The sequence below is a fragment of the Streptomyces sp. NPDC059994 genome, from assembly GCF_042737755.1.
In the GTDB taxonomy this organism is placed as follows: domain Bacteria; phylum Actinomycetota; class Actinomycetes; order Streptomycetales; family Streptomycetaceae; genus Streptomyces.
Genome location: NZ_JBHWUR010000006.1, coordinates 148,954 through 175,714 on the forward strand (window position 1 = coordinate 148,954; position 26,761 = coordinate 175,714).

The window sequence follows — 26,761 nt, forward strand, 5'->3', positions numbered from 1 at the left end:
ACCGATGACAAGCGTGGAGTCATCTGGAGGATGACAGAGTGACGGAGAGTGTCATGAACGCAGCCGCCGAGCCGACCGCACCAGTCCCGTTCCTTACCGCCGCAGCGGCACTGGAGACCATCCACCAGGCCGTAAGGGACGCACAGCAGCCCTCCGCGAGAATGCCGACGGCCCAAGCGGCGCCCGCGCCGGACTCGGGCCCGCACCCGGCACTGGCCGCACTGCTGATGCTGCGCAAGGTCCGCGAGCAGCTCGCCGGCTGGGAGAGTGGCCTGATCGAAACCGCCCGCGAGCAGGGCGCCAGCTGGGCCGACCTCGCCGGCCCTCTCGGGGTCGCCAGCCGCCAGGCCGCCGAACGCCGCTATCTGCGACTACGCCCCGGCACCGCCGGTAGCACCGGCGAGGAACGCATCCAGGCCACCCGCGACACACGCGCCGCCGACCGCACCGTCACCGCCTGGGCCCGCGACAACGCAGCCGACCTGCGCCGACTCGCCGGCCAGATCACCTCCCTCACCGGCCTCCCCACCGGCGCCCAGGGCGCCATCGGCGACCTGAACCAGGCCCTCGCCGACAACGACGCCGCCCGCCTCCTCCGACCCCTGACCGACACTCGGCCCCATCTGCGACCCCAGGACGCCGAGCTCACCGAACGCATCGACGCCATGACCCGGCACACCGACCAACTCCGCCAGGACACCCACGACCAGCGCAGCACGTGACCCGTAGCCTGTCTGAGGCAGTCGAGGGGCAGGCGGCGACTCTCTTGTTGCCTCCGGCTCCCCGGGTCCCTGGAGAACTCTGTCAAGAGCGGCACAGCCCGGCGCCTGCGTGATCACCGCGCACCGGCAACCGCAAGGTCTTCGCGATCAATCCGCTCGCCGCCTCCCGCTACCGCGACCGACACGGCGTCAGCGGCAAGAAGTCCGACCCCGGCGCGCCCTGGCCCCGGCGAACATCCTGCGCACCGACATGCACGCCCACCGGCCACGGCCCCGGCCTCGTCGGGGGAACGGGTGGGTGCAACGATCAACGGGTGGAGGTTCCCGACCTGTCCGTTCTCCGGCGCCCGCTGGTCAACGCCCTGGCCGTGCTGGCGGCCGACGCCCCGGTGCAGGCGGCCTGGGTTGATCGGCACGGTGTGATGGTCGACGAGATCGCTCTGGACTTTGACCATGCCTTCCGTACGGCCGGGAGGCTGATCGAGCACCGGCAGTTGAGCGCGGACGCCGTTACCGCTCTGCGTCAGATCGACGCACTCCTCGTAGACATGAGCGGCCAGGCGCAGGCCGACCGATGGACACGGGACGCGCTCGCCGGCGACAGCGGATGGAGCCGAGCCCGCCACCTCGCTCGCCAGGTCCTGATCGAGCTGTCCGGCAAGTGGGACCACAACCTGCCGGACATCCAGGCGATCCGATAACCCCGCTCGCGGGGGCGGATGCCGCGTGCGGGAGGGACCGGCGGGCATTGTTACAGCGCTCCGTCTGCAACCGATGTCCCAGCTCAGGCGTCGGGCAACACATGGAACGTGAATGGTTTTTCTGTCTCATTCCGCTGACGATCGGCACGGTTTTCCTCTGCTTCGGTGTGTACGGTCTCCGCCGTGCCAAGGCGCTGCGCCGCAGTGGTGTGAGTGCCAGGGCGCGGATCGTCCGCCATGACGTCGTGCGCAATGACGACGGTGCCAGGTTCCGCTACCCGGTCGCGGCCTGGACGGCTGGGGACGGGCGCACCTGCGAGTACGCATCCAGGTTCGGCCGCGCGGCCGTGGGAAACGGCTTCGGCGTGGGGGCGCACGTCATGGTCCGATACGATCCGCAAGCCCCCGACCGGTTCGCCATCGAGGGCTGGGACACGAGAAGTGTCGACCTGCTGTTCACCGCGCTGGGGGCGGTGTTCACCGTGGGCACCGTGACCGTCCTGGTCGTGCGGCTCCTCACTCTCTGACCGTGGCCGGCTCGTAGCCCGCCGACCGCCGCGATGCGTCGCTGCCGGCTCGACCGGGGTCGCTTCCGTTGGGCCGCGTACCGAACCTCTGGGCGCGAGCGCCGCCGGGCGCGGAGCGGGCCCTTTGCTCCCGGCTTTCTCCCCGGCGTTTTTCGTGCGCGCGCATGGCCCGTCCCCTTCCTGATCGACTGAAGCACAGCCCGATGAGCCATGCACCGCAGTGAAGAGATCAGCGCTCGGCCACGACTTCCTTCCGCAACCGTTGTTACCGCCCGCTACCTGTACCGACAGCGCCCTACGGGCAGCCTTTGGGGCAATTCCTCGTCCTCAATGCTGCGCCGCGGGCCGGACTGAGCGGGTCTGCGGCGTACGGCAGAGGGCTGTTGACCCGCGGGCAGCTGGCTGGTCCGGAGAGAGTCACGGGTTGAGACCTTGGGGTGGGTCTCGCCGCCTCAACCGTCTCGACCTGCACCGCAGCCAGCTGCGGCAGGTCCTCCAACTCGATGGCACACGCTGTCATGCGGCTGGCCGGTGTTCTGTCTCCTGCGGGCCGGGGGGCATCCGAGGCGGAAGCGTCTCGGGGCATGCGGCCTTGTCCGGGTTGCCTTGGGAGGGGTCTTGAGTGATCTCCTGCTGTTCTGTGGCTCGTTGGCCTGCCCGCCTGTGAGGGCGGTAGTGGAGGGCCTCGTCGAGGGTGAGAACGGGGTGGAAGGTGTCGGTGAGCCGGGCCATGCGCAGGAGGCGCAGGGTTTGCGGATGGGGGCAGACCAGTTGCAGGTTCCCGTGGCGGGCGGTGACGCGCTGGTGGACGCGGCAGAGGAGTGTCAGGCCGGAGCAGTCGATGAAGGTGACGGGGGTGAGGTCGATGACGGCGAGGAGTTCGGGTGCAGTGGTTGCCGTGTCGAGTTGCGGGGTGATCTCGATGGCGGTGGCGAGATCGATGTCGCCGCGCAGTTCCAGGACGGCGTGTCCCTGGATGCGGTAGGTACGCAGGTGTCGGATGAAGGGTGTTGGGGTGTCCTGCAGCATGAGGCGCCACCTCGGTGGGGCGGGACCGCCGCCTTGGGGGCGGCGGGCAGATGAGCAGCGGAGGGGGTCACCGAGGTCTGGGGCGACGGGGCGGAGGGCGTGGGGTGGGGGAGACCCGCGGGAAGGAAAGAGGCGCGGGAACGATGCTCCCCTACCTCGATGCCCCATTGGGTATGAGGCCCAACATGTTTACTTGGCGTATCTATGTACTAGTTTTATCGGTCGTTCCTGCTGATTGCGGCATGTGTGCGCGGATGGCGGAGCAATCCCTCGCCCTGGCCCCAGGGATGACGTAGCGTCTCCCGGGCCCCTGGTCCCTGGGCATCCTGGTATCGACGAGTGACCGCCAGGGGTGCCGAACCGGCCTGCTCCTGCGGCTCCGCCGTCGTCCTGGCCATGGACGCAAGGGGAGTCTCTGATGGGACGCAGCATCAACGTGGCGGGTCTGCCCCGCACCACGTACGACGCCACCGTGCCGACCGTTCAGCGCGCAGGTCCGCCTCTGGCGCTCGCCTGCGAGATCCAGCGCCTTCCCGACACCCCGACACCCCGACACCCCGACCGCGCCGACCGCGCCGACCGCGCCGACCGCGCCGACCGCGCCGACCGAAGCGGCCGGCGTGGTACTGCGCGCTGCCGCGATCCCCGAACGGCCGGCACGCCGACTGGGTGAAGCTGCCCGGCTCTCGGCCCAGTACGTCTGCGGACAGAGCGACGCGCCCTATTACCGACTCCAGGTCACTTCTGACGGCACCTGGATCACCGTGGCGGTCGTGGCTCACTGACCTGGTCCTGCGGGTCGCCGTAAATAAGCCATGTGGCTGAAAGCGGCCTTACCGCTCTCTGGGGGATGCCCGTGAGGGCAGCTGCGATGGGGCGTACCCGGCGAGCGTGAGGGCAGGTCGTCCTACCCCGTAGCTGCCGTGCCCCCTGGAGCCGAACGCCCAGCTGGGGCCCATTGCCGCCGCCTCCTCGGCCCCGTTCGTCACGGCAGCCCCAAGGGTGCGCTGAGAACTTCCAACTGCCGGGAATTGCTGCCGGTTTACCCGCGCTCCCTTCCCAAGCCATGTGACATGTGCAATTTTTCTGGCTGCGACCACCGCAAGTCGCGTTCAAGCCAACGGATCAGCACGGCCCGTGGGTCATCGAAACCTGCACGGACACGCCCGTACGCACCAGGGCGGCCCGGAGGTCCCGGCAGCCCGCGGTACCCCCCCCACCGCCGCGCGCGACAGCGCGGCTTTCACTCCGCTGGGAGGCGGCACGTGAAGACTCCCTCAATACGACCAAGACGACGTCTCGGCGGCCTGCTCATACTCGCGCTCGCTCTGTGTCTGTCGATAGCCGTGCTCACCCCGGCCGGCCACGCCGCCGCGGTCGAGCGCCCCGGGCCGGCCCCGCGGCCCGCGACAACGGCACACACCGCCCCGCCGCCGACCGGATCGGCGGCGACGGTGTCCGACCGCGCGGACGAACGCCGCACCCCGATCGATACCACCCACCGGCCCCCGCAGAACCCGGTCCCGTCCCGCACCGCCCCGACGAAGCCGAGCCGTACGGAGGGCCTGACCGCGGCCTCCTGCACCCCGGCCGACTTCGGCAGCCGCAGCGGATCGGCCCTCGTGACCTTCGTCCAGGCATCGACCACGGACTGCGTCAACACGCTGTTCGCCCTCACCGGCACCGACGCCCGCAACGCGTTCCGCGAAGCGCAGATGGTCACCATCGCCAACGCGTTCCAGAACACGGCACGGACCTACCCCGGGGACAACTCCACCCATGTGTGGCAGCTCGTGCTGTTCCTGCGCGCCGGGTACTACGTGCAGTTCAACCACGCCTCCGACGTCGGGCCGTACGGTGCGGCCCTCTCCTCGGCGACCGAGGCCGCGCTGGACACCTTCTTCGCGTCCCCGCACTTCATGGACGTCAGCTCCGCCAACGGCGACGTCATGGGCGAGGTCATCATCCTGACGGACAGCGCCGACGAGCAGGCCCGCTATCTGAAGACGTATCAGAAGGTGCTCAACGGCTACAACAGCACCTACGACGCGTACTGGAGCATGGACACCGCCGTCAACGACGTGTTCACCCCGATCTTCCGCGGCCACTGGAACCCCGCCTTCCTCAAGGCCGTGACCGCCGACCCGAGCCTCATCGACACGCTGAGCGCGTTCGCGCACAACCACCGCGACAAGCTGAACGACACCTGGTTCTACCTCGACTCCAACGCCGGCACCGAGACCGCGCGCTTCCTCGACACCCCCGCCCTGCAGGCCAAGGTCAGGCCGCTGGCCAAGGGGCTGCTCGGCGACTCGGCCATCACCGGCGCGACAGCACCCCTGTGGGTCGGGGTCGCCGCCATGGCCGACACCTACGACAAGGCCCAGTGCTCGTACTACGGGACCTGCGACTTCGTCGGCCGGCTCACGGCCGCCGCGCTGCCGATCACCTACCGCTGCGACGCCGCCCACACCTTCCGCGCCCAGTCGCTGACCAGTGCGGCCCTCACCGCGGCCTGCACCAGCCTCCAGGGCCAGGACGCGTACTTCCACGGCATCGTCAAGGACAGCGGGCCCGTCGCCGACGACCACAACACGAACATCGAGATCGTGACGTTCGCCAGCCCCAAGGACTACCGCACCTACTCCGGCTGGATCTTCGGCAACAGCACCGACAACGGAGGGGAGTACCTGGAGGGCAACCCCGCCGACCCGGCCAACCAGGCCCGCTTCCTCTCGTACGTGAAGAGCGTGGGCGACGGCTTCCCCGGCGACATCTGGAACCTCAACCACGAGTACACCCACTACCTCGACGGACGCTACGACATGGCCGGCGACTTCGGCGCCGGAGAGGCCGTACCGGACATCTGGTGGATCGAGGGCTTCGCCGAGTACGTCTCGTACAGCTACCGCGGCCTGCCCGACACCGAGGCCATCGCCGACGCGGCCCAGCACACCTACGCACTGAGCACCCTGTGGGAGAGCACCTACGCCAACTCGGACCTGACCCGCACCTACCCGTGGGGCTACCTGGCCACCCGCTACATGATCGAGAAGCACCCCGCCGACGTGCAGAACATGCTGGCCAAGTTCCGTGCCGGTGACTACGCCGGGGGATACGCGGTCTACCACACCGGCATCGGCACCCGCTACGACGCCGACTTCACCACCTGGCTCGACGCCTGCGCCGCCGGAGCCTGCGGCAGTACGGGCAACGGGCCCATCGCCGCCTTCGACGCGACCGTCTCCGGTCTGACGGTGAACCTCACGGACAGGTCCACCGACACCGGCAGCACCATCACCGCGCGCTCGTGGAACTTCGGCGACGGCACCACGTCCACGGCGGCCAACCCGTCCAAGACCTACACCGCGCCCGGCACGTACACGATCTCCCTGGCCGTGACCGACGCCAAGGGCCTGACCTCCACCAGCACCAAGTCCGTGACCCTCAACGGCAACCTGCCGACCTGCACGAACGCCGACAGCCGCGTCCTGGGCCGCAACTGCTCCCGCTCCGGCCGCTCGGCCAAGGCGGGGGACCTGGACTACCTGTACCTGTACATGCCGGCCGGCACCGTCACGCTGCGGATCACCACCGCAGGAGGCACGGGCAACGCAAACCTCTACTACAACCCCACCACCTGGGCGGGCCCTTCGGCGTACACCGCGCGCTCGACGAACACCGGCAACGCCGAGAGCATCACCGTCACCAACACCACGGCCGGATACCGGTACGTCAGTTTGTACGCGCAGACGGCGTTCAGTGGCGTCACGGTCACCACGGCCTACTGACCCCGTCTCAACGCGGCCGGCCCGCCGACCCCTCCTCGCCCGTCCGCCTGCGCGGGCGGACGGGCGCAAGGTCGGCTCTGCGCGCCCGTTTCCGGCGGACTTCGGTTCGCGGGAGACGGGCGCGCCCTGTTGCCGGTGCTCGCCCCTCAGCGCTGGGCCGCCAACAGTCTGTACCTACTGGTATGTAGGATTGCGATCTTGTCGATCCCGTATCCGGAGGATCTATGCCGCTCGTACGCATCGATGTGCTGGGCCGTGACACCGGGCGGCTGACGGCCTCGGGGCGGGCGGTGCACGAGGCGTTGGGGGAGGTGATGGGCTTCCCGGACGAGGACCGGTTCCAGATCCTGACGGCACACGACGGCCAGAGCGGCGTCCTGCGGCACGGCACCTGTCTCGGCGGGCAACGGGACGACGGCATCGTCTACGTGGCGATCACCCTGCGGGAGGGCCGTCCGGCCGCGCAGAAGCAGGCGCTGTACCGGCGCATCGCCGAACTCGCCCAGGAATACGCCGGAACGGAACCCCGCAACGTGTTCGTGGTGCTGACCGAGAACGCCGACGCCGACTGGTCGCTGGGCAACGGCGAGGCCCAGTACCTCGCCTGACGCCCGGCCGGGCGGGCCGCGGATCCAACGGGGCCCAGCGGGACGACCTCGGTCAGGCCGTCGCCGGTGGTCGGGGATCCGTGGAGAGGCAGGTTCCGCTGAGCACCAGCACACCGCCGCTGCTCGAAGCGTCGGCGACCGGTCCCGGATCCGTGGTGCCGGGCGGCAGGCTCGGGTCGGGGGCCAGCTCAGCGCGGGGCGCATGCGGCCGGCGTACGAAACGGGCGGGGCACAGGCGCGGAGCGGTTCTGTCCAGGTGGCCCGGCCACGCCGCCCGCCTCGCAGAGCGACGCGAGGGGGACCCGGCCGAGGCCGGACAAGGGCATGAGCAATCCCGCCGCGCTGATCAGGCCGGCTCCGGGCAGGAGCAGCCCGGTCTCCGCGGTCGCCTCCAGGGCGCGGTGGGCCGGCGGGGGGTTGCAGGTGCCCAGGATCACGTAGGGCTCCAGCGTTGACGCCGGTCTTCTCCGCCACTGCCGCCCGCACGGGGGGTCTCGCGAAGGGAGGCGCTCATCGCTCCCGTGCGCCCCGGAAGCGGCCCGCGCGCCCCGATCGGTATGCTGCGCGCGTGATGATCAACGGGGTGGCGATGCGTGAGGTCTCGCCTGGGGACGCGGCGGGTCTGGCGGAGACGTTGCGCCGCAACCGGGTGTCGCTGCGGCCCTTCGAGCCGTACCGGCCCGAGGAGTTCTACACCGAGCACGGCCAGCGCGAGAGGATCAGCGGACTGCTCGCGGAGCGTGAGGCAGGGCGACTACGACCGTACGTCCTGATCGAGACGGCTACCGGCACGCCTGTCGGGGCCGTCAACCTCGGCAGTATCGCCCTCGGGCCGTTCCGCAGCGGCGGCCTCGGCTACTGGGTGGACCAGGCGTGGGCGGGCAGGGGACTGGCGACGGCCGCGGTGAAGGAGGTCTGCCGCATCGCCCGCGAAGAACTCGGTCTGCACCGTGTGGAGGCCGGCACCCTGGTCGACAACACCGCCTCGCAGCGCGTGCTCGCCAAGGCGGGGTTCGAGCAGTACGGCACCGCGCCCAAGTACCTGCACATCAACGGTGCTTGGCGCGACCACCGCCTCTTCCAGCGGTTGCTGCACGACGACCCGCCCACCGACTGACGGGGCGGGGGCCGCGGCCGGGCGGGAGCCCGGGCCGCTCACGGTCCGTCCGGCGTACCCGGCTCGCCCGCCTCGCGAGGAGCGGCGCGGCCCAGGGTGCGGATCGCCGGGACCGCGAACAGTGCCACACAGCCCGCCAGGCAGGTGGCCGCCGACACCAGCAGCAGCCGCCCCGGGTCGTCCAGCGCGGTGGCCGGCCCCGCCAGTATCTGGCCGAGCACCATCCCGGACACCGACCCGGCCTGCTCGTACGCCGTGACGCGGTTGAGCACCACGGGCGGGGGTGTGGGTCTGCACGCTGGTCGCCCACATCACCGACCAGAACGCCCAGGCGCCGCCGCCCAGGACGTGGCCCGCCAGCAGTACGGGCAGGTCGGCGCCCAGTGCCACGCAGAGCGGCAGCCCGGTGTACAGCACCATCGCCGCCGCAACGGCGGCCAACGGCCGGGCAGGGCGAAGCCGCAGGGCCGGCAGGCCGCCGAGCACCGTTCCGACGCCGCCTGCCGGCTGACAGCCGGGCAGTTGGAGCGTGCCTCCAGGGCTCAGTCTGCGCGCCATGGCGGCACGTTCACACGTCCCGGCGCCTCACGACGAGCACGGCGAGTGCGACCGTGATCAGCGGCCAGAGCGCGTACACCATCCAGGAGCCGGGGACCGTGGCGGTGTAGCCCAGGGATCCGGGGTCCGGCTCCCAGTTCTGGGCCAGGCGTTTCCAGGCGGCCGACACCAGTGTGTGTTTGATGTCCGCCGACCAGCGGTTGCCCTCCGAGAACATGGTGGGCAGCATCAGCAGGGTGAAGACGCTGGTGACCGTGGTTGCGGCGGCGTGCCGGAGCAGAACGCCGAGGCCCAGACCGACCAGGGCACAGACCGGGGCCAGCAGCGCGGATGCCAGCAGCGCCCGGAACACCCCGGGATGGGTGATCGGAACGTCGGCATGGTGCCCGTTCAGGATGGCCTGGGAGACCAGGAAGGAACCGGTGGAGGCGGCCGTGCCGACCGCGGTCCACAGCACGGCGGTGACGGCTGCCTTGGCCAGTACCAGCTGGCCGCGGGCGGGGACGGCCACGGTGGTGGTGCGGATCAGGCCGCTGCTGTACTCGCTGACGACGGTGAGGGCGCCCATGCTGGCGGCGACGAGTATCAGCGTCCAGGAGCCGGCCGGAGGGTAGGCGTCGAAGGGCAGGAAATCAGCGGGGCCGGAGCCGGAGCCCGCGGCGTTGTCCGACAGCGTGGCCACGGCGGCGGACCCGATGACGAACAGGACGGTCAGGACGATCGTCCACGGGGTGGAGCGCAGGGACCGCGTCTTGATCCACTCGGAGGCGAGCAGGTCGCGGAAGCGGGCGGGCGGCCCGGCGACGGGGGTGGCCGGGGACACGGGGGCACGTGTGGTCATCGGGGCTGTCCTGCCTGGTATTCGACGCTCTCGGCGGTGAGTTCCATGAAGGCCGCCTCCAGTGAGGCGGTGCGGGTGGTCAGCTCGTCCAGCCGGATACGGTTCTCGAAGGCGAGCGCTCCGATCCGGTCCGCCGGGAGCCCGGTCACAGCGAGCTTCTCGGCGCCCGCCGAGCCCTCCGGCTCGACCGAGGCACCCGCCGCGCTCAGCACGGCTGCCAGCTCGGCGGCCTGTGGTGTCCCGACCACGACGCTGCCACGGGTGCCGCGGGCCGCGAAGTCCCGTACCGACTCGGCGGCGATGAGGCGGCCCAGGCCGATGACGACCAGCTGGTCGGCGGTGTTCTCCATCTCCGACATCAGGTGACTGGAGAGGAAGACCGTGCGCCCCTCGGCGGCCAGGCGCCGGAAGAGGCGGCGTACCCAGAGCACGCCCTCCGGGTCCATGCCGTTGATCGGCTCATCGAACATGAGCACGGGCGGGTCGCCGAGCAGGGCGGTGGCGATGCCCAGCCGTTGCTTCATGCCGAGGGAGAATCCGCCGATGCGACGGGTCGCCGCATCGGCCAGCCCCACTTCCTGCAGCACCTCGTCCACTCGGCGCCGCGGGATGCCGTTGCTGCGGGCCAGGGCGGACAGGTGGGCGGCGGCGCTGCGGCCGCCGTGGACCTGGCCGGCGTCGAGGAGGGCGCCGACGTGCCGCAGTCCTCGCGGGTGGCGGTGGAAGGGGACGCCGCTGACGGTGGCGGCTCCGGTGGTGGGCGCGTCCAGGCCGAGGATCATCCGCAGGGTGGTGGACTTGCCGGCTCCGTTGGGGCCGAGGAATCCGGTGACCTGGCCCGGCCGCACGGTGAAGGACAGATGGTCGACGGCCGTCTTGCTGCCGTAGCGCTTGGTGAGTTCGTTGACTTCGATCACGGCACCCACACTGCCGAGCGGACCCCCGTGCGGACATGGGGCCGTGGGCGGCAATCATGCGGCCGGGTTGGCCCGTGGGCGTACGTCCCCGGGCTGATGCCGCGCGGGCGGTGACCGGCTAGTCTCTCGGCGTGAACCCCAAAACGATCACCACGTTGGCCGCGCGCGTTGCGCACCGCGGTCCTGTTCCCGAGATGGCACACCGCCGATGACGAGAACGAAGGCCGTGGCCTGGGCGGGGGGTGCCACCTACCTCCTCATCGTGGGGCTGCTCGTGGGAGGCGCGCCGCGTGCGTCGGGCTCGGTCCACGCTGTCGGGTCACTGCTGGCCGTGAGCCTGCTCATCGGCGTGGTGCGACGGATGCCGCTGCTGGCTCTGGCGATGGCGCTCTTTGGATCCACCGCCGTGGTGGTGGGCACTCCAAGCTCCGTCCATGCGGACCTGTCGGTGGGGTATCAGGGCCAGTTCCTGTCGTATCTGGCGGTGGACCTCGTCCTGGGCTTCATCGTCGCCACCTGCGTGCGGCGGCCTTCGATCGTCGCCGTGGCCGTGTCCTTCACCGTGCAACTCCTGGTGATCGGCGGCTTCGCGCACGGGGACAACCTGACTGTCAACGGGGTGATCGCCCTCTTGGCGATGGCCGCGTCCTGCATGGCCGGTCTGATGAGTCGCGAGCGCCGCGAGCACGCGGTGGCGCTGCGTTCGCAGGAGGTGGCCGAGGCCGTGACCGCCGAACGGCTGCGGATCGCACGGGAGCTGCACGACGTGGTCGCGCACAGTATCGGCATCATCGCCATTCAGGCCGGTGTGGGGAGCCGGGTCATCCAGACCCAGCCGGCGGAGGCGCGCGAGGCGCTGCGCGCCATCGAGGCCACCAGCCGAGAGACGCTGTCGGGCCTTCGGCGCACGCTGGTGTCGCTCCGTCAGGCCGACCGGGGCGCGAGCGCCTCGGAGCAGTCACCGCTCGGGCCCTCGCCAGGGCTGGCGGACGTCGAACGGCTGGCGGCAGCGACCGCGGACGCGGGAGTACGCGTCGACGTGCGCCGCAGTGGGGAGCAGCGTGCCGTGCCGGCCGACATCGACCTGTCCGCCTACCGCATCGTGCAGGAGGCGCTGACCAACGTGGTGCGCCACGCGGGCACCGGACGTTGCCAGGTGGCTATCGACTACAAAGACGAGGAGCTGTCCGTGGAGATCGTCGACGACGGGCGCGGCGCTACTGAGAACAGCCCGGCCCACGGCTTCGGCATCGTGGGTATGAGAGAGCGGGTCGGCCTGCTCAGCGGCCACCTGAGCGCCGGGCCGCGTCCCGAGGGGGGCTTCCGGGTAGCAGCGCGGCTGCCACTGCCCGCACCCGTCAGAGTTCCGGTGGAGGCCCGATGACCGTCCGGGTGGTGCTCGCCGACGACCAGCCGCTGGTGCGGTCCGGTCTGCGTGTACTCATGGCCGATCACCCCGACCTGGAGGTCGTCGGTGAAGCCTCCACCGGCGCCGAGGCGGTCCAACTGGTCGGGGATATCAGCCCCGACGTCGTGGTGATGGATATCCGGATGCCCGGCATGGACGGGATCGAGGCCACCCGCCTGATCACGGCCGGTCCGGCAACGACCCACGTCCTCATCCTGACCACCTTCGACGAGGACGACCACGTCTACGGCGCGCTCCGGGCCGGCGCCAGCGGCTTCGTGGTCAAGGACATGGCGCTTGACGACATCCTCGCGGCGATCCGCGTGGTCGCCGCCGGCGACGCACTGATCGCACCGGGCGTGACGCGCCGTCTGATCGCGGACTTCGCCCGGCGCCCCGAAGCTGCCCCGAAGCGCTCCTCCCGGCCGGTCGAGGGCATCACCGAGCGGGAACAGGAAGTGCTGGCGCTGGTCGGACGCGGCCGGTCGAACACCGAGATCGCGGAGGACCTCTTCATCACCGTGGCCACCGCCAAGTCGCACGTGTCACGACTGCTCACCAAACTGGGCGCCCGGGACCGGGTCCAGCTCGTGATCACCGCGTACGAGATGGGGCTCGTCACGCTGCCTCGCTGATGGCGTTCCCCGTCCTCGGGCTCGTAGATCTCGGCCCCATCGCCGTGCGCTTCGGTTCCGAGGCGCGCTCAGGCGCGGTGCCTTCGTGCCCAGCCCGTACCGGGCCAGCGGCGCCAGCCGGTTTGGCGGGACCCTGTTCGGCTTCACCCGCCCCAGCCGCAACGCGGCGATCGCATCCACCCGCTGCGACGCGTTCTTCATCGCGCGGTGCCCGTGGTCCGCTCGGCGGTCGGCGCAGCTGCTCACGGTGCGAGTACCGCTTGTCCTGCGGCGTCTTCAGCGTAGCCACCAGGTCGCCGGGCGGAGTTGGGCGCGTGCGGCGGGCGGCCTTCGTGAGCGTGGCGTGCAGCCGCTTCTCCGCGACCGCACGGACCTCTGTCACCGCACGGTGGTCCGGTCCGGCTCAGAAGCTGGCCCCCGACCACGCCACCCACACCCCTCACCTCAGCCTCGGCGTCATCACCTTGGGCCGGCGCCACGCCGACCGCATCACCCTCGCCCTGCGCCACGCCCTGCAAGACGGCCCGAACTCCAAGAGTTCTTCAGCACGTCGCCATCACCCGCGCCCGCCAGACGGTGACGGTCGTCAGCTCCTTCACCCACCACGACCTCGACGGTGTGACAGCGAGCGCTTCTGCTCAACGTGAGGTCGTTCATGGGTGTCTCCGATCCGGATGCGGCCTGGGTGTCGGCCCGCACCTTGGGGCCATGCCCTGGTTCACCGCTCCGATGGACTGGGAGCGGTGCACAGTGCCCTGATCACGAAGACGTTGATCGCGATCAGAACGATGGCCCAGAACGGCGCGTAGGGGATCCACAGGAAGTTTGCGAGCATGGCCAGGCCGGCCAGCCCCACGCCGACGACCCTGGCCCAGGTGGCGCCCTTGAACAAGGCGGCACCTGCGAGAGTGACGAGGATGCCCACGAGCAGATGGATCCAGCCCCATCCGGTGAGATCGAACTTGTACACATAGTTGCGCGTGTTGACGAACACGTCGTCATTGGCGATGGCGGCGATGCCCGTGAAGATCATCATCAGGCCGCCGAAGATCATCAGGACGGCGGCGAACACCAGCCAGCCGCTGCCCATGCCGGTTCTTTCCGAACTCCGCACCGCCGCACCCGAGTGGGCGTCACTCATATGACTGGTCATCGTCGGCTCCTTCGTGTCGGACGGCCCCGCACAACCGCGCGTTCGCGTTCGGCCTGTCGGGCTACTTCCAATCTCGTCCCAGCGGGATCACTCCGCATCTCGGGGTGCCTGAGCGGGGTTGCTTGATGAGAAGTCCAGGGCCCATATGTGCAGGGCAGAGCGATTTCGTCGCGCATACGGCAACCACGTGACCGATCACGGCAACCGGGCTCTCGTATCTGCGGATGGCATCCCATCCGGCGTTTCCTGCAGGTCGGCGCGGACGAAGTGAGTGCCGGGAAGGGCATGGCAACTCGCGCCGCCGACGCTGAAACGAGCCGGATCCGCCGGAGAGGTCCACGGACACGTCAACCCGGCTGACTGGGTCTTCATGCAGCCCGGACCCTCGCCGGACTACCCGCCTGTCCCCATGGCGCGGCGAACCAGGCGCCCCCATGCGCGAGGCCGGGAAGGGGTTTAGGGTTGGGGGGAGCCTCAGCCTCGCGGAAGTCGGTTCTCTCCGGCTGATATATCCCTCGGGCCCGGAAACTCGCCAGGAGGGCTGCGACATGTCCACTGCATCGGAAACCCCTGTCCTGGACACCCTCGCCGCCATGACGGTCGACTCGATCGAGCGATGCGGGCCGGCCCCGGACATGCTCGAACTCACGCGCATCGCGGCGCCCGCCGCCTCGGATGCTCCGCCGATCTCCTACGTGGCCCATATCGACCCGCCCTGAAGAGCGGCCTGACCGCCGACCAGCCACAGGACGTCCTGGCGACAGCGCGCCCATCGTGGGCACCGCCCGCGTCATGACAGCGGGCAACATCGCCGCGGCACTCGGCACTCGGCATTCGGCATCGCCGTCGTCGTCGCCGATACCAAGATCGAGTCTCAGGGCTGAGAGCGTACGCCCATCCGGCATCGATGATCCGCGCGGCCGGCATCGGAGAAGGTCACGGAGCCCTCTTGTCCGACGTGCCCTCTGCCGGGCGTCCCAACGGCCGCAGGACCAGGCAGGAGGGCTTTGCGATGACCCAGAAGGCGATCACGGTGATGCGCGCGGTACCCGACGCCACGCCCGAGGAACGCGGGGCTTTCGGCAAGGAGGCACGGCGCCGCTCACCGCGGTCGGGCCACGCCGTGTACAAGCCGTCTCCCGGCCGGCCGGACCCGCTGGCGATCCTGGAGGCGCAGTCCGCTGCACGGGTGCCCGAACTCGTCCCGATCCGCTACGGCCGGATGATGGAGTCCCCGTTCCGCTTCTACCGGGGAGCCGCCGCAATCATGGCGTCCGACCTGGCCGACAGCCCGACCTCGGGATTCACGGCCCAGCTGTGCGGGGACGCGCACATGCTGAACTTTCGTCTGCTCGCCTCGCCGGAGCGACAGTTGATGTTCGACATCAACGACTTCGACGAGACGCTGCCGGGCCCCTGGGAATGGGACGTCAAACGGCTCTCGGCGAGTCTCGTCATCGCGGGCAGGGCGAACGGCTTCGACGACGCCGAGCGTGCCCGCATCGTGAGCGCCACGGTCCGTGCGTACCGCGAGGCGATGCTCCGCTTCGCAAAGACGGGCAACCTCGACGTCTGGTACGCGAAGATCGACGCGGACCTCCTTGAGTCCCTGGCCGCAGGCCGACTCCGCGGAACGAAGAGCGGTCGGAAGAGGCTGGTCCGTGCCATGGCGAAGGCCCGTACCCGCGACAGCCTGCAGGCTTTCGACAAGCTCACCGAGACGGTGGACGGCCGGCCCAGGATCGTGGCGGATCCCCCGCTGCTCATCCCGGCCGGCCACCTGCTGCCGGACGTCGAGCGCAGCGCTCTGGAGCGCCAGTTCCGCGGCCTGATCGAGCGGTACGGCAGCACTCTCGCTTCCGACCGGCGCACGCTCCTGGAGGACTACCGACTGGCGGACGTCGCCCGCAAGGTGGTCGGTGTCGGCAGCGTCGGCACCCGGTGCTGGATCTTCCTCCTGCTCGGCCGGGACGGCCAGGACCCGCTCTTCCTCCAGGCCAAGGAGGCCGACACGTCCGTACTCGCCGATTACGTCGGAGCGAGCCGGTACGCCAACCAGGGCGAGCGAGTGGTCTCGGGACAGCGGTTGATGCAGGCCACGAGTGACATCTTCCTCGGCTGGGAGCGGGTGGACGGGCTCGACGGCGAGCAGCGCGACTTCTACGTCCGCCAGTTGCGCGACTGGAAGGGCATCGCCATGCCGGAGAGGATGCAGCCGAAGGACATGCAGGCGTTCGGCGAACTGTGCGGGGTCACCCTGTCTCGTGCGCACGCGCGGTCCGGCGACCGCATCGCGATCGCCGCGTACCTGGGGAGCGGCGACTCGTTCGACCGAGCACTCGCCGCATTCGCGGAGTCCTACGCCGACCAGAACGAGCGTGACCACCAGGCCCTGGTCGACGCGGTGCGCGCAGGCCGACTTCCCGCGGAGGAGTTGCAGGCGGCCTGACCCGGGAGAGGCGTGTGCGCGGGGCGGCCGGGGTCGTGCCGGCGGAGTCGAGCGTGGTCGAGCGGCGGTGCCACGTGCTCTTGGTGAGGCGCTCGGCATGCCAGGCCTCGTCCGCTCGATGGGGCTGGGCTGTGCACCGCGGAATTGCCACCGCGTGGTGACGCCCTCCGGGCAGTCGAAGCCTGCCCGGGTCAGGGCGGCCTCGCTCGGGTTGCGGCTTTCGTACTCGGTCGCGGGTTCGGCCGCACACCGAAGGTGAGGCGGGTCTGAAGGTCGGGTAAAGGGTAAAGGCAGCCGATGCGGTGGTGAGCGTTCGAACTCTGCCCGAGTGCGGACGACGACACGCACATCTGCCAGCGTTTGAGGCTGCCCCTTGCGCCCCTCTCGCGCCATGACGACTCCCGCCCGAAGTGACTCCGCCAGCCTCGGCCCGCCAATCGGTTGACCTCCGCGGCGGGTCGCGGATCACCCTCCGGGGCAGCTGGGACGATTCGCCCATGGCACCCAGGACAAGCACTGCTGAGAGCTCGGCAACGGGGCGAATCGTCCTGCTGACACTCGCGGCCGGTCAGTTCCTGATGGCGCTCGACAGCTCGGTCATGAACGTCTCGATCGCGACGGTGGCCGACGACGTGGGTACGACAGTGACGGGTGTCCAGGGCGCCATCACGGCCTACACCCTCGTGATGGCGATGTTCATGATCCCCGGCGGCAAGGTCGGGGCACTGATCGGCCGTAAACGCGCGTTCATGATCGGCTGCGTCATCTACGGCTGCGGCTCACTCACCACCGCGCTCGCGCCGAACCTGCCCGTGCTGCTGCTCGGCTGGTCGTTCCTTGAGGGGATCGGGGCGGCACTCATCCTGCCCGCGATCGTGGCGCTGGTGGCGAGCAACTTCGCCGCTGAACGCCGTCCCGCCGCTTACGGCCTCGTCGCGGCCGCAGGGGCCGCGGCGATCGCGGTCGGGCCGCTCATCGGGGGTGTTGCCACGACCTACTTCTCCTGGCGGTGGATCTTCGCCGGTGAGGTCGTGATGGTGCTCGGCATCCTGGTGCTTGCCGGCCGCACCGCTGACGCGCCGATCGGTGAACGCCCTCGCATCGATCTCCCAGGCGCCGTACTGTCCGCGCTCGGGCTCGGGATCTTCGTCTACGGCGTACTCCGCTCGGACGAATGGGGCTGGTTCCAGCCCAAGTCCGACGCGCCCTCGTGGCTCGGGGTCTCGCTGGTCGTGTGGCTGATGCTGGCTGGGCTGCTGCTGGTCTGGCTCTTCCTCCGCTGGGAGGCCCGCATGGTGGAGCAGCGCAGGGAGCCGCTCGTCGACCCGGGCATGCTGCACAACAAGCAGCTCACCGGCGGGCTGACGATGTTCTTCTTCCAGTACCTCGTTCAGATGGGCGTGTTCTTCGTCGTACCGCTCTATCTGTCGGTCGCCCTGGGCCTGTCCGCGCTCACGACCGGCGCCCGCATCCTGCCGCTCTCGGTGACGCTGCTGGCGGCCGCCGTCCTGATCCCCCGCTTCCTCCCCGATGTCTCGCCGCGGCGGGTGGTGCGGCTCGGGATCCTCGCGTTGCTCGTCGGCGCGGTGGTCCTGATGGCCGCGCTCGACGCGGAAGCCGGCGCGGAAATCGTCACCATCCCCCTCCTCTTGATCGGGCTCGGCATGGGCGCACTGGCGTCCCAGCTCGGTTCGGTCACCGTGTCCGCGGTGCCTGAAGCACAGAGCGCAGAGGTCGGCGGCGTCCAGAACGCCGTCACCAACCTCGGGGCCTCGATCGGTACGGCACTCGCCGGTTCGATCATGATCGCCACGCTGACGACTTCCTTCCTCGCCAGCGTCGAGCGGAATCCGGCGGTCCCCGCCGAGGTCAAGATCCAGGCGACTGCCGAACTCCAAAGCGGCGCCCCGTTCCTGTCGGACGACCAGCTCAAGTCCGCCCTCGACAAGGCGGGCACGAGCACGGAGGTGACTCAGGCGGCACTTGACGCGAACGCCGACGCCAGGATCGACGGTCTGCGTGCCGCGCTCGCGATCCTCGCCTTCACCGCGCTCCTCGCGATGTTCTTCACCTCACGGATCCCGGAGACCCAGCCCCGTTCGGCGGAGCCGTAGCCACGGGACGGCCGGAACAAGCCGTCCTCGCTGCCCCGCCCCGAGGGGCGGGGAAAGGCGCACAGCGCCCATAAGGGCCGTGCCCGCGCACGCGGCCTGCATCGGCAAGGACCCCGTCGCGCAGCGCAGGACCACGGGCCCGGGTGATTGACCGCCACTCGCCCGTACGGCCCACCTGGGCGGGCCGTCTCAGCATAAAGCGGCGGAAATGGAGGCAGGTAATCCCCCAGGACCCTGGAGCCCCCATGACCAGCCCGCACGAGCCGTCCGAGCCCGATGCCGCCCCGGGGGGCGGCGCGGGTGACTCGGCGGTCAGTGAGCCCAAGCACGGCTCGGGGGCCCTGCGGATCGCGCGGAACACCGCCTCGGCAGTGCTCATCGTCCTCACCTGCATCCTGGTGCCGGTCGCACTGCTCACGGTCTGGGTGCACGACATCGCTCTCGACACCGACCGCTACGTGGCAACGGTCTCGCCGCTGGCCTCGGATCCGGCGATCGAGGACGCGGCGGTCAAGCGCATCACGCATGCCGCCGACGTGAAGGTGGACGGCAACCAGGCCGCCGCGGACATCGCCGCCTGGCTGCAATCACAGGGGCTGCCGCCTCGTGCCGCGCAGTCCCTGAAGGGGCTGGGCCCGCAACTCGACTCCGCGGTCAACGGCACGGTCGAGAAGGTGGCCACCCGTTTCGTGCGCAGCGACCGCTTCGAGCGGATCTGGACGAACGCCAACCGGGCCGCCCACACCACCGTCGTGCACGCGCTCACCGGCGAGGGCCGTGGCGCCGTGGGCGTGGACGGTGGGACGGTCACCCTCGACGTCGGCGAAGCCGTCGACCAGGTCAAACAGGCACTTGTCGACGCCGGGCTCTCCGCGGCCTCCAAGATCCCCGAGGTCGACAAGCAGATGGTGCTCTTCCAGTCCGACCAGCTGGAGAAGATCCGCAAGGGCGCCCACCTGCTGGACCTCATCGGGAACTGGTTTCCCGTACTCGTCGTGGTGATCGGCGCGGCAGGTGTGCTGCTGGCACACCGGCGCCGCCGGGCCCTGGCCCGTACGGCTCTCGGCGCGGCCTTCGCATGCCTGATCGTGGCCATCGCCCTGGTCATCGCCCGCCACTACTACCTGGATCATCTCCCACCCCAGGTCCAGTCGGAGGCCGCCGCGGCAGCCGTGTTCGACACGCTGCTGCGCTTCCTGAGGGTCAGCCTGCGCACGGCGATCGTGCTCGGTGTGGTCATCGCGCTGGGCGCCTACCTGATCGGCCCAGGGAGGCTGCCTCGCGCTGTCCGGGGCACATCCGAGCGCGCCGCGGGCTCCGCGGCTCAGTGGGCATACGCCCACCAGGTCCGCACCGGCCGGGCGGGTACCTGGGCCCAGTCCCACCGCCGGTGGATCGCCCTGGCCGCCGTGCTGATCGTGGCCCTGGTCTTCGCGCTCTGGAACCATCCGACAGTTCTGACCATCCTGCTGCTGGTCATCATTCTGCTGGCCGTCCTCGCACTGCTCGCCCTCCTCGCTGCCACCGGCCGCACCGCGACCATCGAAGCCGAGCGGGTGGCGCCACCTCGCCCGGAGAGCGGCGAGTGACGCTCTACCAGTGCTGTCACCCGCCCGCCTCGGCGGCCCGGCCGACCCGCGCGAGCACATTCGTGTAGACCGGGTTCTCGCGCTGCGCGGCGTGGGCCGAGCCCCCATGGCCGGGGGCCGGGCCGGTCAACCCGTGCGCTTCGCCTGCTCGTCCTTGACGGCCTGGGTGATGTCGGCGGTGTCGGAGGCGGACGGGACGGTGACTGTGGTGGCGTGGCCGAACGCGCCGAATTCCATCGTGACCTTGGCCGCGCCCATCGTCTGCTCCCACCGGACGGGCAGGTCGGTGCGGGGATCGACCCACACCCCCAGCGTGACCTCATGGACCGTGCCGGTGAAGTCGTTGAGAGCGCTGGGGGCTCCGTCTTTGCCCGTGAGCGCGTTCCCGGCGGCGCCCAGGCGGTCCGCTTCGATGACGGCCCTGTAGTGACGGGCCTGCTTGCCCTGCACTGTCTCGGTGCCCAAGTCGGTGGCATCCGAGGCGTACTTCAGGGATTTCAGACCTGCGGTGGGGTCGGCGTCCGCGCTGCGAAGTCCGGCGGCGCCCTTGTCGCCGAGTATCGCGCTGGCGTCGACCTTCATCCAGTGCTTGCCCTTGAAGGGGCCGGTGGGCTGCGGGTCGATCTGGTAAAAGTACGCTCCGTGCGTGTTCAGCATCCGCATCGTCTTGCGGGAGGTGAGCTTGCCCATGCCCATGCTGTCGGTGTTCACGAGGGCGTCATAGGAGTGCTCGCGCCCCCACGTGTACGTGCCGGTCATCGTGAGGGGCTTGGTCTGGTCCTTGCCGGAGACAGTCATCGTCACCTCGGCGGAGGTGAACCCTTGCGCCTTGTCGCTGGTGCGTGCGAACGCGGCCATGACCGCCTTGTTGGCCTGCGCGGCCGCATCAGCCGCCGACGTGGCGGTGTCTTTTGCCTGCTGAGCCGAGCACCCCGTCACACCCGCCAGGACGAGCACGACGGATATCCCCGCCGCCGCTGTCAACTGATTCCTCACGGACATCCCACCCCTTGTTGTCTGTGTGTCCCCTGTGGCGACGACGCCAGATGCCGGACTCTAACCGAGCGCACTGACAACACCACTGGCGAACCCAGCAACTGCCCGCACTTCAAGGTGCTTTGGCCAAAATCGTCCGGCGGCGGGGCCCGTCTCCTTCTCCAGCGCCGTCTCACCAGCTCCGCCGCGTTGGGAGGCGAGACGGCCGCGTACCTCCGCGTCATCCCACCCCCACACGGCTGCCTCGCCCCGCAGCCCAGGTGGCACCCTCGCCAGGACGTACCGCAAGGAGCGGTCCTCAAGTACCTCCAGAGCGGGCCCGCCCACCACACCAAGCGCGGCCCGCATCTCAGCGACGGCATCGCTGCCCCCTCCGCCGCAACGGCCGTCGCCCGCCGTGCGTCCAGGATTGAGGGGCCTCGCGTTTGCCGGACAGGTGTCTGCCGTTGAATTCACGCGGCAGGGCACAACTTCTGATGCCCGGTGTGGACTTCGCGTGGAGGGCGGTAGTGGAGACCGGTGAAGGTTGTCCCGTGACGGCGGGGCGCAAGTGAGATGATCTCCCATGCCGCCAGTGCGCTCGCGACCACTGACAACGCCCGCGGCGGCCCAGTAACGCGGATCTGGACCTGCCCCGGGCGTGCGGCGACCACCGGAGGGTGCTGGCGGTGCTGAGATTCACGGGAGGAAACGGCTGACCCGGCGCTCGTCGAAGGCCCGGCCGATGCCTGGGCGGCGAAAAGGTTGGTGCGCGGGGCCGACGGAACCGGGTAAGGTCTTTGTCATGTTCTTCCAGACACCGATTTACGAGTGAGAGCGTGATGGGCTCCCGCTGACGTCCATCGACGTCGCCGCCCGTCCTCCACCGATGAACCCGTAGATCACTTCACAACATTACCGGGAGAACCCGTGACCGTGAGCAAGAACATCAACAACCCCGTGGGCATGGGCGGCGGCCAGCGCAAGAAGCTGTCCCGCGCCGAACGGCAGAACAACGGTCCGCACCGCAACCTCGACCGCCAGGGTGCAGCCGACCAGAAGGCGGAGCTGGTGCGCAAGATGCGCGAGAAGGCAGGCGCAGCTGAGGGCGCCGGGCAGGCGGGCGACGACACCGCACAGAGCTGACGCACCGCCGCCGCAGGGCGGCACCGCACGGGCAGGGCCCGGACCGCGACGCGCGGTCCGGGCTCTGCTGCCGTACCGGGGCCCTGCTGCCGTACCGGGCGCGGCCGGTCCCACTCAGCGCTCGGCCTACCCCCCCCGCGTCTCAGGTTCTCCGTATCCTGCCGCATCGTGATCAGCAGGGGAGCGGACCCGCGCAGAGACGCCAGGGTTCCAGCCCCGACACCGTGGCCCACGCCGATGCGAGGCTCCTTGGTTCTGCGGGGGCCCTTGAGACGAACAGTCGAGCACCTCTTCCCACCGCCTCTTCAGGCGCCCCGCTTCGCAACCCAGCGCGGGGCTGCCCATCGAAGGGGAGGTGCAGCCCCGATGGCAAGGGGGCGACTATCTGGGCCGGTGATCTTTCGGAAGCCGCGCCCATGGGGTGGCCCGGCCCCGTACGGCCTGGATCAGCTCCTCGGTGGCCGGCCGATCTCGGTGTGGCGGGGGCGGGGGCTGGGCTGGGCTTGCAAGGACCGCAGGCGCGTGATCGTCCGCCTCGGCTGGCTGTACTCGGCCGCGCCGCGCCTTGGGCGGCGTGGTGGGCAGCGGTATCGGCAGTGTGGTGACCTGGTCGAGCGGGCGGCAGGTGGCCACCGTGTCCAGCAAGGTGTGCAGGGGGTCCGCACTCACCTCGCTCCAGGCAGGGGTTTCGGGTGGCGTGCAGCCGTCTGCCGGTGGGGCCGCGGGCATGGTGGTCTCGTACATCTGAAGTTCCTCGCCGAGGCAAGGGGGCTACTCGTGCACGCGTCGGTCGCGCGGTGCGACTGGGACCGCACGCTCTGCCGTAGGTGCCTCCGGCGCGTCGTACGCCATACGGGGCGGGCAAACGGGGGTCGGCGGAGCGGCTGACCGGCACGGGCCGCTGCGTGTGCCTACGGTGCTGGCGCCCGACGTTTCCGTCCCGGAACTCCGCGTCGACAGCTGGAGAGAGGGCTGCCCATGCCTGTGAACGTCTCGTTCCCCGGCGTCTACATCCATGAAGTGAAGAGCCGGGTACGAACCATCACCGGCGTTCCGACATCGGTGGCCGCGTTCGTCGGGCCGGCCCCGCGGGGGCCGGACAACGAGCCCGTGCACATCACCGGCTGGGCCGATTACGAAGCCCAGTTCGGTGGGCTCGACAAAGATACGAAGATGGGCCACGCCGTCTATCAGTTCTTCCTGAACGGCGGCACCGACGCGGAGATCGTACGGTTGGTCGTCCCCAACCCTGAACCGGTGACGGTCCCGATCGGCCTGAAGCCCGCCGGTACCGACGACCGCGCCCGGCTCAGGGCCGCGACTCCGGGAGTCTGGGCCCGAAATCTTCGGGTCCGCGTCGACCACGACAACATCCCCGATGACGAAAAGGACTTGTACAACCTGACCGTCCGGGACGCCGAGACGGGTGTGCAGGAGAACTACACCAACGTCAGCTTCAAGGCGGACAGCCCCCGCAGCCTGACGAGGGTGCTCAGCGGGTCGCGGCTGGTGGCAGTTGAAGAGACCGGAAGTGGGCGACCGCTCGCGCATGGCACCCCGGAGGGCTCGTCCGACGATCTCCTGGCAGGCCCGCGCAAGGTGCCGGCGAAGGCCGACGACGGTGCGGACAAGCCCGAGGAGGCGCACGAAGAAGCCGAGGGCGAGGGCGCGGGCGAGGGTGAGGGCGAGGGTGAGGAAGGGGACGCGGGCGAGGAAGGGGACGCGGGGAACGGCGGCGGCAACAGGCGCCGCGGCAACAGGAACGGGCGGGACGGCGAGCAGGACCTGGTCGTCACCTTCGAGGAGCCCCAACAGACGGGAGCGGCCTCCGACGGGGTTCCTGCCGCGGAGCACTACCTGGGCAGCGCAGACGAACAGACCGGCATCCACGCGCTCCTCAAGACGGACATCTTCAACCTGCTGTGCCTGCCGGATGCCCAAGAGAAGACCGTCCTGGACGCCGCCCTGCAACTGTGCGTCGAGCGGCGCGCGATCCTGCTCGTCGATCCGCCGGGCGGGTGGACGGGGGAGAAGACCGCCGCCGAGGTCGCGAAGCTGGCACTCAACAGCCCCGTGCTCACCGGCGACCCCGCCAAGAACGCCGCCCTCTACTTCCCCGAAGTCCTGGCCCCCGACCCCCTGGACGGCGAGACCAAGTCCTTCCCGCCCTGCGGCGTCATGGCCGGCGTGCTCGCCCGTACCGACGCCCAGCGCGGGGTCTGGAAGGCCGCGGCCGGGACGGATGCCTCGCTCGCCGGGGTCACCGGGCTCGCCATGGTGCTCACCGACCGGGAGAACGGGCGGCTGAACCCGCTCGGCGTCAACTGCCTGCGCCAGCTCCCCCTGGCGGGTCCGGTGGCCTGGGGCGCGCGTACCCTGCGCGGTGCGGACCGGCTCGCCGACGAGTGGAAGTACCTGCCCGTCCGCCGCTTGGCGCTCTTCGTGGAGGAGAGCCTGTTCCGCGGCACCCAGTGGGTGGTGTTCGAGCCCAACGACGAACCCCTGTGGTCGTCGATCCGGCTGAACGTCGGCGCGTTCATGAACTCCCTCTTCCGCGAAGGGGCGTTCCAGGGCCGCACCCCTGAAGAGGCGTACCTCGTCAAGTGCGACCGGGAGAACAACCCGCAGAACGACATCGACCGGGGCATCGTCAACATCCAGGTCGGCTTCGCGCCGCTGAAGCCCGCCGAATTCGTGATCATCCACATCGAGCAGCTCGCCGGCCAGATCCAGACCTAGCAGGAGGACGTCCGATGCCCGACATCACGCGCAGGGACCCCTTCAAGAACTTCCGGTTCCGGGTGAAGTTCGGCGGGTCCACCGAGTACATCGCCGGGGTCAGCAAGGTCGGCGGCCTCAAGCGGACCACCGAGGTGATCAAACACCGCGACGGCGGCAGCCCCGGCACCAGCCACAAGCTCCCGGGCCGCACCGAGTACGAGCCCGTCACCCTGGAGCGGGGCTGCACCACCGACACCGTGTTCGAGGAGTGGGCCAACCGCGTCTGGAGCTTCCGCAACGCGACCGGATCGCTGGAGACCTCGCTGAAGGACTTCCGGCGGGACCTCATCATCGACGTGTTCGACGAGGGCGGCCAGAAGGTGCTCTCGTACTCGGTCCACGACTGCTGGGTCTCGGAGTACCAGGCGCTGCCGGACCTCGACGCCAACGCCAACGCGGTCGCGTTCGAGCACATCAAGCTCGAACACCACGGCTGGGTGCGTGAGCGGACCGAGCCGCCGCAGCTGCCGCAGTTCAGTGACACGGCCTCGGGCTGACCCGGTGACGGCCGAACTGACCGAGGCCCGGCTCCTGGACATCTGGGAGACGGGCAGCGGACAGGCACCGCCGGCCCGCGCCCTGCTGCTCGCCGCGGCGGCGCTGTTCGGGCCGACCGGGGCGGGCCTCCCCGGGCCGGGACCGGACGGGACCGGGCAGCCGGACCCGTGGGCGGGCACGCGGCCCGTGACCGAACATACCCTGGCCGCCCTCAACGCCCTCCTGCTCGACCTGCGCGAACGCTGCTTCGGTCCGGCGCTGCCCTGCGCCGCCGACTGCCCGCACTGCGACGAGCAGCTCGACGTCACCCTCACCACCGCCGAGCTGCGCCCGCCCGGCGACCGCACCGCCCCGCCCGGCAGGGCGCCCGCCACCGGTCGAGTCCGCGTCGACGGGCACGAGGTGACCTATCGCGCCCTGACCGGGGGAGACCTGCTGGCCGTGGACCCCGACGAGCCCGGGGCGCGGCGGGCCCTGCTGGGCCGGTGCGTACTGGGCGCCGTACCGCCGGCCCCCGAAGGGCCGAGCGATGCGGTCCTCGAAGCGGTGGCCGAGCGGCTGAGCGCCCTCGACCCGGGGGCCGACACCGCGGTAGCGCTCACCTGCCCGTACTGCCGCCACAGCTGGACGGCGCCCTTCGACCTCGCCGGATACCTGTGGGCCGAGGTCGAGGCCTACGCCCGCCGACTGCTCCACGAGGTGCACGTGCTCGCCCGCGCGTACGGGTGGACGGAGGCCGAGGTCCTCGGGGTGAGCCCGGCCCGACGGCAGTACTACCTGGAGGCGGCGACCGCATGAGTGACTTCGTGGGTCGGCTGCTCGGCGCGCCGGGCCCCCGGCTGCGCCCCCGGCTGCCGACCCTGTTCGACCCGGGGGCGACCCGGCTCCGGACCCCGGACGATCCCCTTCCGGTGACGGTGGAGGAGACGGCGCCGGCCCTGCCGTACGAGGCACCGCACCCGGCCCCCCACGCGCTGTCCCCGGCGGGGCCGCCCCCGCAAGCCCCGCCCCTCGCCCCGCCCGAAGGCACGGAAGACCGGGCAGGATCCCCGGTCCGGGGCCCCGCGGCAGCCTCCCGCCGGGCGGCCCCGGCCGCCGGGCACGCGCCGCGGGCGCGGCGTACCGCAGTCGGGGGGGGGGGGGGCGCACCGTCTGCCGGCGCGGGGGTGTGTGTGTGAGAGATCTCCGCGGCCGCCGGAGAT

The 26,761-nt window shown here is 70.4% G+C and carries 23 protein-coding genes and 4 pseudogenes; 18 read left to right on the forward strand and 9 right to left on the reverse strand.

Features of this window, described 5'->3' with window-relative positions; genetic code table 11:
* Positions 1-53: 53 nt before the first annotated feature.
* From ACFWA7_RS05885 to ACFWA7_RS05900, 4 genes and pseudogenes are all read left to right on the forward strand, one after another.
* A complete protein-coding gene (locus ACFWA7_RS05885; RefSeq protein WP_385534327.1) occupies positions 54-722 on the forward strand; it encodes an HSP18 transcriptional regulator in 669 nt (222 codons plus the stop codon).
* 134 nt (positions 723-856) lie between these two features.
* Positions 857-987, forward strand: a pseudogene (locus ACFWA7_RS05890) (IS110 family transposase); the annotation flags it as partial.
* Positions 988-1,036: 49 nt separating this feature from the next.
* A complete protein-coding gene (locus tag ACFWA7_RS05895) occupies positions 1,037-1,423 on the forward strand; it encodes a hypothetical protein (RefSeq protein ID WP_385821225.1) in 387 nt (128 codons plus the stop codon).
* A 101-nt stretch (positions 1,424-1,524) separates the two neighbouring features.
* On the forward strand, positions 1,525-1,950 hold the full coding sequence (locus tag ACFWA7_RS05900) for a DUF3592 domain-containing protein (protein WP_385821227.1): 426 nt from the start codon (positions 1,525-1,527) through the stop codon (positions 1,948-1,950).
* A gap of 516 nt (positions 1,951-2,466) precedes the next feature.
* Here the strand turns inward: ACFWA7_RS05900 and ACFWA7_RS05905 are convergent.
* Positions 2,467-2,979 (reverse strand): STAS domain-containing protein, encoded by a 513-nt coding sequence (locus ACFWA7_RS05905; RefSeq protein ID WP_385534321.1) that lies wholly within the window; start codon positions 2,977-2,979, stop codon positions 2,467-2,469.
* 418 nt (positions 2,980-3,397) lie between these two features.
* Between ACFWA7_RS05905 and ACFWA7_RS05910 the strand changes: the two genes are divergently transcribed.
* The 3 genes from ACFWA7_RS05910 to ACFWA7_RS05920 all read left to right on the forward strand — a co-directional run bounded on the left by ACFWA7_RS05910 (position 3,398) and on the right by ACFWA7_RS05920 (position 7,378).
* On the forward strand, positions 3,398-3,652 hold the full coding sequence (locus tag ACFWA7_RS05910) for a hypothetical protein (RefSeq protein WP_385821229.1): 255 nt from the start codon (positions 3,398-3,400) through the stop codon (positions 3,650-3,652).
* Positions 3,653-4,244: 592 nt separating this feature from the next.
* Complete coding sequence (locus ACFWA7_RS05915; RefSeq protein WP_385821231.1) at positions 4,245-6,770, forward strand: collagenase; 2,526 nt, start codon at positions 4,245-4,247, stop codon at positions 6,768-6,770.
* 224 nt (positions 6,771-6,994) lie between these two features.
* Complete coding sequence (locus tag ACFWA7_RS05920; RefSeq protein WP_385821233.1) at positions 6,995-7,378, forward strand: tautomerase family protein; 384 nt, start codon at positions 6,995-6,997, stop codon at positions 7,376-7,378.
* A gap of 64 nt (positions 7,379-7,442) precedes the next feature.
* On the opposite strand, the pseudogene ACFWA7_RS05925 reads toward ACFWA7_RS05920, so the two are convergent.
* A pseudogene (locus ACFWA7_RS05925) lies at positions 7,443-7,582 on the reverse strand (NAD-dependent protein deacetylase 1); the annotation flags it as partial.
* A 155-nt stretch (positions 7,583-7,737) separates the two neighbouring features.
* Positions 7,738-7,827 (reverse strand): annotated as a pseudogene (locus ACFWA7_RS05930) (DUF302 domain-containing protein); the annotation flags it as partial.
* A gap of 122 nt (positions 7,828-7,949) precedes the next feature.
* Here ACFWA7_RS05930 and ACFWA7_RS05935 point away from each other — a divergent pair.
* A complete protein-coding gene (locus ACFWA7_RS05935) occupies positions 7,950-8,495 on the forward strand; it encodes a GNAT family N-acetyltransferase (protein ID WP_385534462.1) in 546 nt (181 codons plus the stop codon).
* Between the two features lie 38 nt (positions 8,496-8,533).
* Here the strand turns inward: ACFWA7_RS05935 and ACFWA7_RS05940 are convergent, their stop codons facing one another.
* The 3 genes from ACFWA7_RS05940 to ACFWA7_RS05950 all read right to left on the reverse strand — a co-directional run bounded on the left by ACFWA7_RS05940 (position 8,534) and on the right by ACFWA7_RS05950 (position 10,811).
* Positions 8,534-8,770, reverse strand: a complete 237-nt coding sequence (locus ACFWA7_RS05940) for a hypothetical protein (protein WP_385821235.1) — start codon at positions 8,768-8,770, stop codon at positions 8,534-8,536.
* 293 nt (positions 8,771-9,063) lie between these two features.
* Positions 9,064-9,894 (reverse strand): ABC transporter permease, encoded by an 831-nt coding sequence (locus ACFWA7_RS05945; protein WP_385821237.1) that lies wholly within the window; start codon positions 9,892-9,894, stop codon positions 9,064-9,066.
* Complete coding sequence (locus ACFWA7_RS05950) at positions 9,891-10,811, reverse strand: ATP-binding cassette domain-containing protein (protein WP_385534311.1); 921 nt, start codon at positions 10,809-10,811, stop codon at positions 9,891-9,893. Before ACFWA7_RS05950 ends, ACFWA7_RS05945 begins: the two co-directional genes overlap by 4 nt.
* Before the next feature lie 208 nt (positions 10,812-11,019).
* On the opposite strand from ACFWA7_RS05950, the gene ACFWA7_RS05955 reads away from it, so the two are divergent.
* Together ACFWA7_RS05955 and ACFWA7_RS05960 are read left to right on the forward strand one after the other, a co-directional pair.
* A complete protein-coding gene (locus ACFWA7_RS05955; RefSeq protein ID WP_385821239.1) occupies positions 11,020-12,195 on the forward strand; it encodes a sensor histidine kinase in 1,176 nt (391 codons plus the stop codon).
* Positions 12,192-12,854: a response regulator gene (locus ACFWA7_RS05960; protein ID WP_385534307.1), complete on the forward strand. Its 663-nt coding sequence runs from the start codon at positions 12,192-12,194 to the stop codon at positions 12,852-12,854. Before ACFWA7_RS05955 ends, ACFWA7_RS05960 begins: the two co-directional genes overlap by 4 nt.
* Here ACFWA7_RS05960 and ACFWA7_RS05965 read toward each other — a convergent pair.
* Both ACFWA7_RS05965 and ACFWA7_RS05970 read right to left on the reverse strand, forming a co-directional pair.
* A pseudogene (locus tag ACFWA7_RS05965) lies at positions 12,844-13,242 on the reverse strand (Tn3 family transposase); the annotation flags it as partial. The gene ACFWA7_RS05960 and the pseudogene ACFWA7_RS05965 overlap by 11 nt on opposite strands.
* Positions 13,243-13,572: 330 nt before the next feature.
* Positions 13,573-13,995: a hypothetical protein gene (locus tag ACFWA7_RS05970; RefSeq protein ID WP_385534461.1), complete on the reverse strand. Its 423-nt coding sequence runs from the start codon at positions 13,993-13,995 to the stop codon at positions 13,573-13,575.
* Positions 13,996-14,555: 560 nt separating this feature from the next.
* On the opposite strand from ACFWA7_RS05970, the gene ACFWA7_RS05975 reads away from it, so the two are divergent.
* The 4 genes from ACFWA7_RS05975 to ACFWA7_RS05990 all read left to right on the forward strand — a co-directional run bounded on the left by ACFWA7_RS05975 (position 14,556) and on the right by ACFWA7_RS05990 (position 20,159).
* Entirely contained in the window at positions 14,556-14,726 is a 171-nt protein-coding gene (locus ACFWA7_RS05975) for a hypothetical protein (RefSeq protein ID WP_385534305.1), read from the forward strand.
* 293 nt (positions 14,727-15,019) lie between these two features.
* Positions 15,020-16,456 (forward strand): DUF2252 domain-containing protein, encoded by a 1,437-nt coding sequence (locus tag ACFWA7_RS05980; protein WP_385534303.1) that lies wholly within the window; start codon positions 15,020-15,022, stop codon positions 16,454-16,456.
* Positions 16,457-16,953: 497 nt separating this feature from the next.
* Positions 16,954-18,570 (forward strand): MFS transporter, encoded by a 1,617-nt coding sequence (locus tag ACFWA7_RS05985; protein WP_385534301.1) that lies wholly within the window; start codon positions 16,954-16,956, stop codon positions 18,568-18,570.
* A gap of 245 nt (positions 18,571-18,815) precedes the next feature.
* A complete protein-coding gene (locus ACFWA7_RS05990) occupies positions 18,816-20,159 on the forward strand; it encodes a hypothetical protein (protein WP_385821241.1) in 1,344 nt (447 codons plus the stop codon).
* Positions 20,160-20,285: 126 nt separating this feature from the next.
* Here ACFWA7_RS05990 and ACFWA7_RS05995 read toward each other — a convergent pair whose 3' ends face one another.
* On the reverse strand, positions 20,286-21,155 hold the full coding sequence (locus tag ACFWA7_RS05995; protein ID WP_385821243.1) for a hypothetical protein: 870 nt from the start codon (positions 21,153-21,155) through the stop codon (positions 20,286-20,288).
* A 909-nt stretch (positions 21,156-22,064) separates the two neighbouring features.
* Here ACFWA7_RS05995 and ACFWA7_RS06000 point away from each other — a divergent pair.
* The 4 genes from ACFWA7_RS06000 to ACFWA7_RS06015 all read left to right on the forward strand — a co-directional run bounded on the left by ACFWA7_RS06000 (position 22,065) and on the right by ACFWA7_RS06015 (position 26,357).
* Positions 22,065-22,280 (forward strand): DUF6243 family protein, encoded by a 216-nt coding sequence (locus tag ACFWA7_RS06000; protein ID WP_243627090.1) that lies wholly within the window; start codon positions 22,065-22,067, stop codon positions 22,278-22,280.
* A 978-nt stretch (positions 22,281-23,258) separates the two neighbouring features.
* Positions 23,259-25,019 carry a phage tail sheath family protein gene (locus ACFWA7_RS06005; RefSeq protein ID WP_385534295.1) on the forward strand — a complete coding sequence of 587 codons (1,761 nt, stop codon included), beginning with the start codon at positions 23,259-23,261 and terminating at the stop codon, positions 25,017-25,019.
* Positions 25,020-25,033: 14 nt separating this feature from the next.
* Complete coding sequence (locus ACFWA7_RS06010) at positions 25,034-25,558, forward strand: phage tail protein (RefSeq protein WP_385534293.1); 525 nt, start codon at positions 25,034-25,036, stop codon at positions 25,556-25,558.
* Positions 25,559-25,562: 4 nt separating this feature from the next.
* Positions 25,563-26,357 (forward strand): hypothetical protein, encoded by a 795-nt coding sequence (locus tag ACFWA7_RS06015; protein WP_385821245.1) that lies wholly within the window; start codon positions 25,563-25,565, stop codon positions 26,355-26,357.
* The last annotated feature ends 404 nt before the right edge of the window (positions 26,358-26,761 follow it).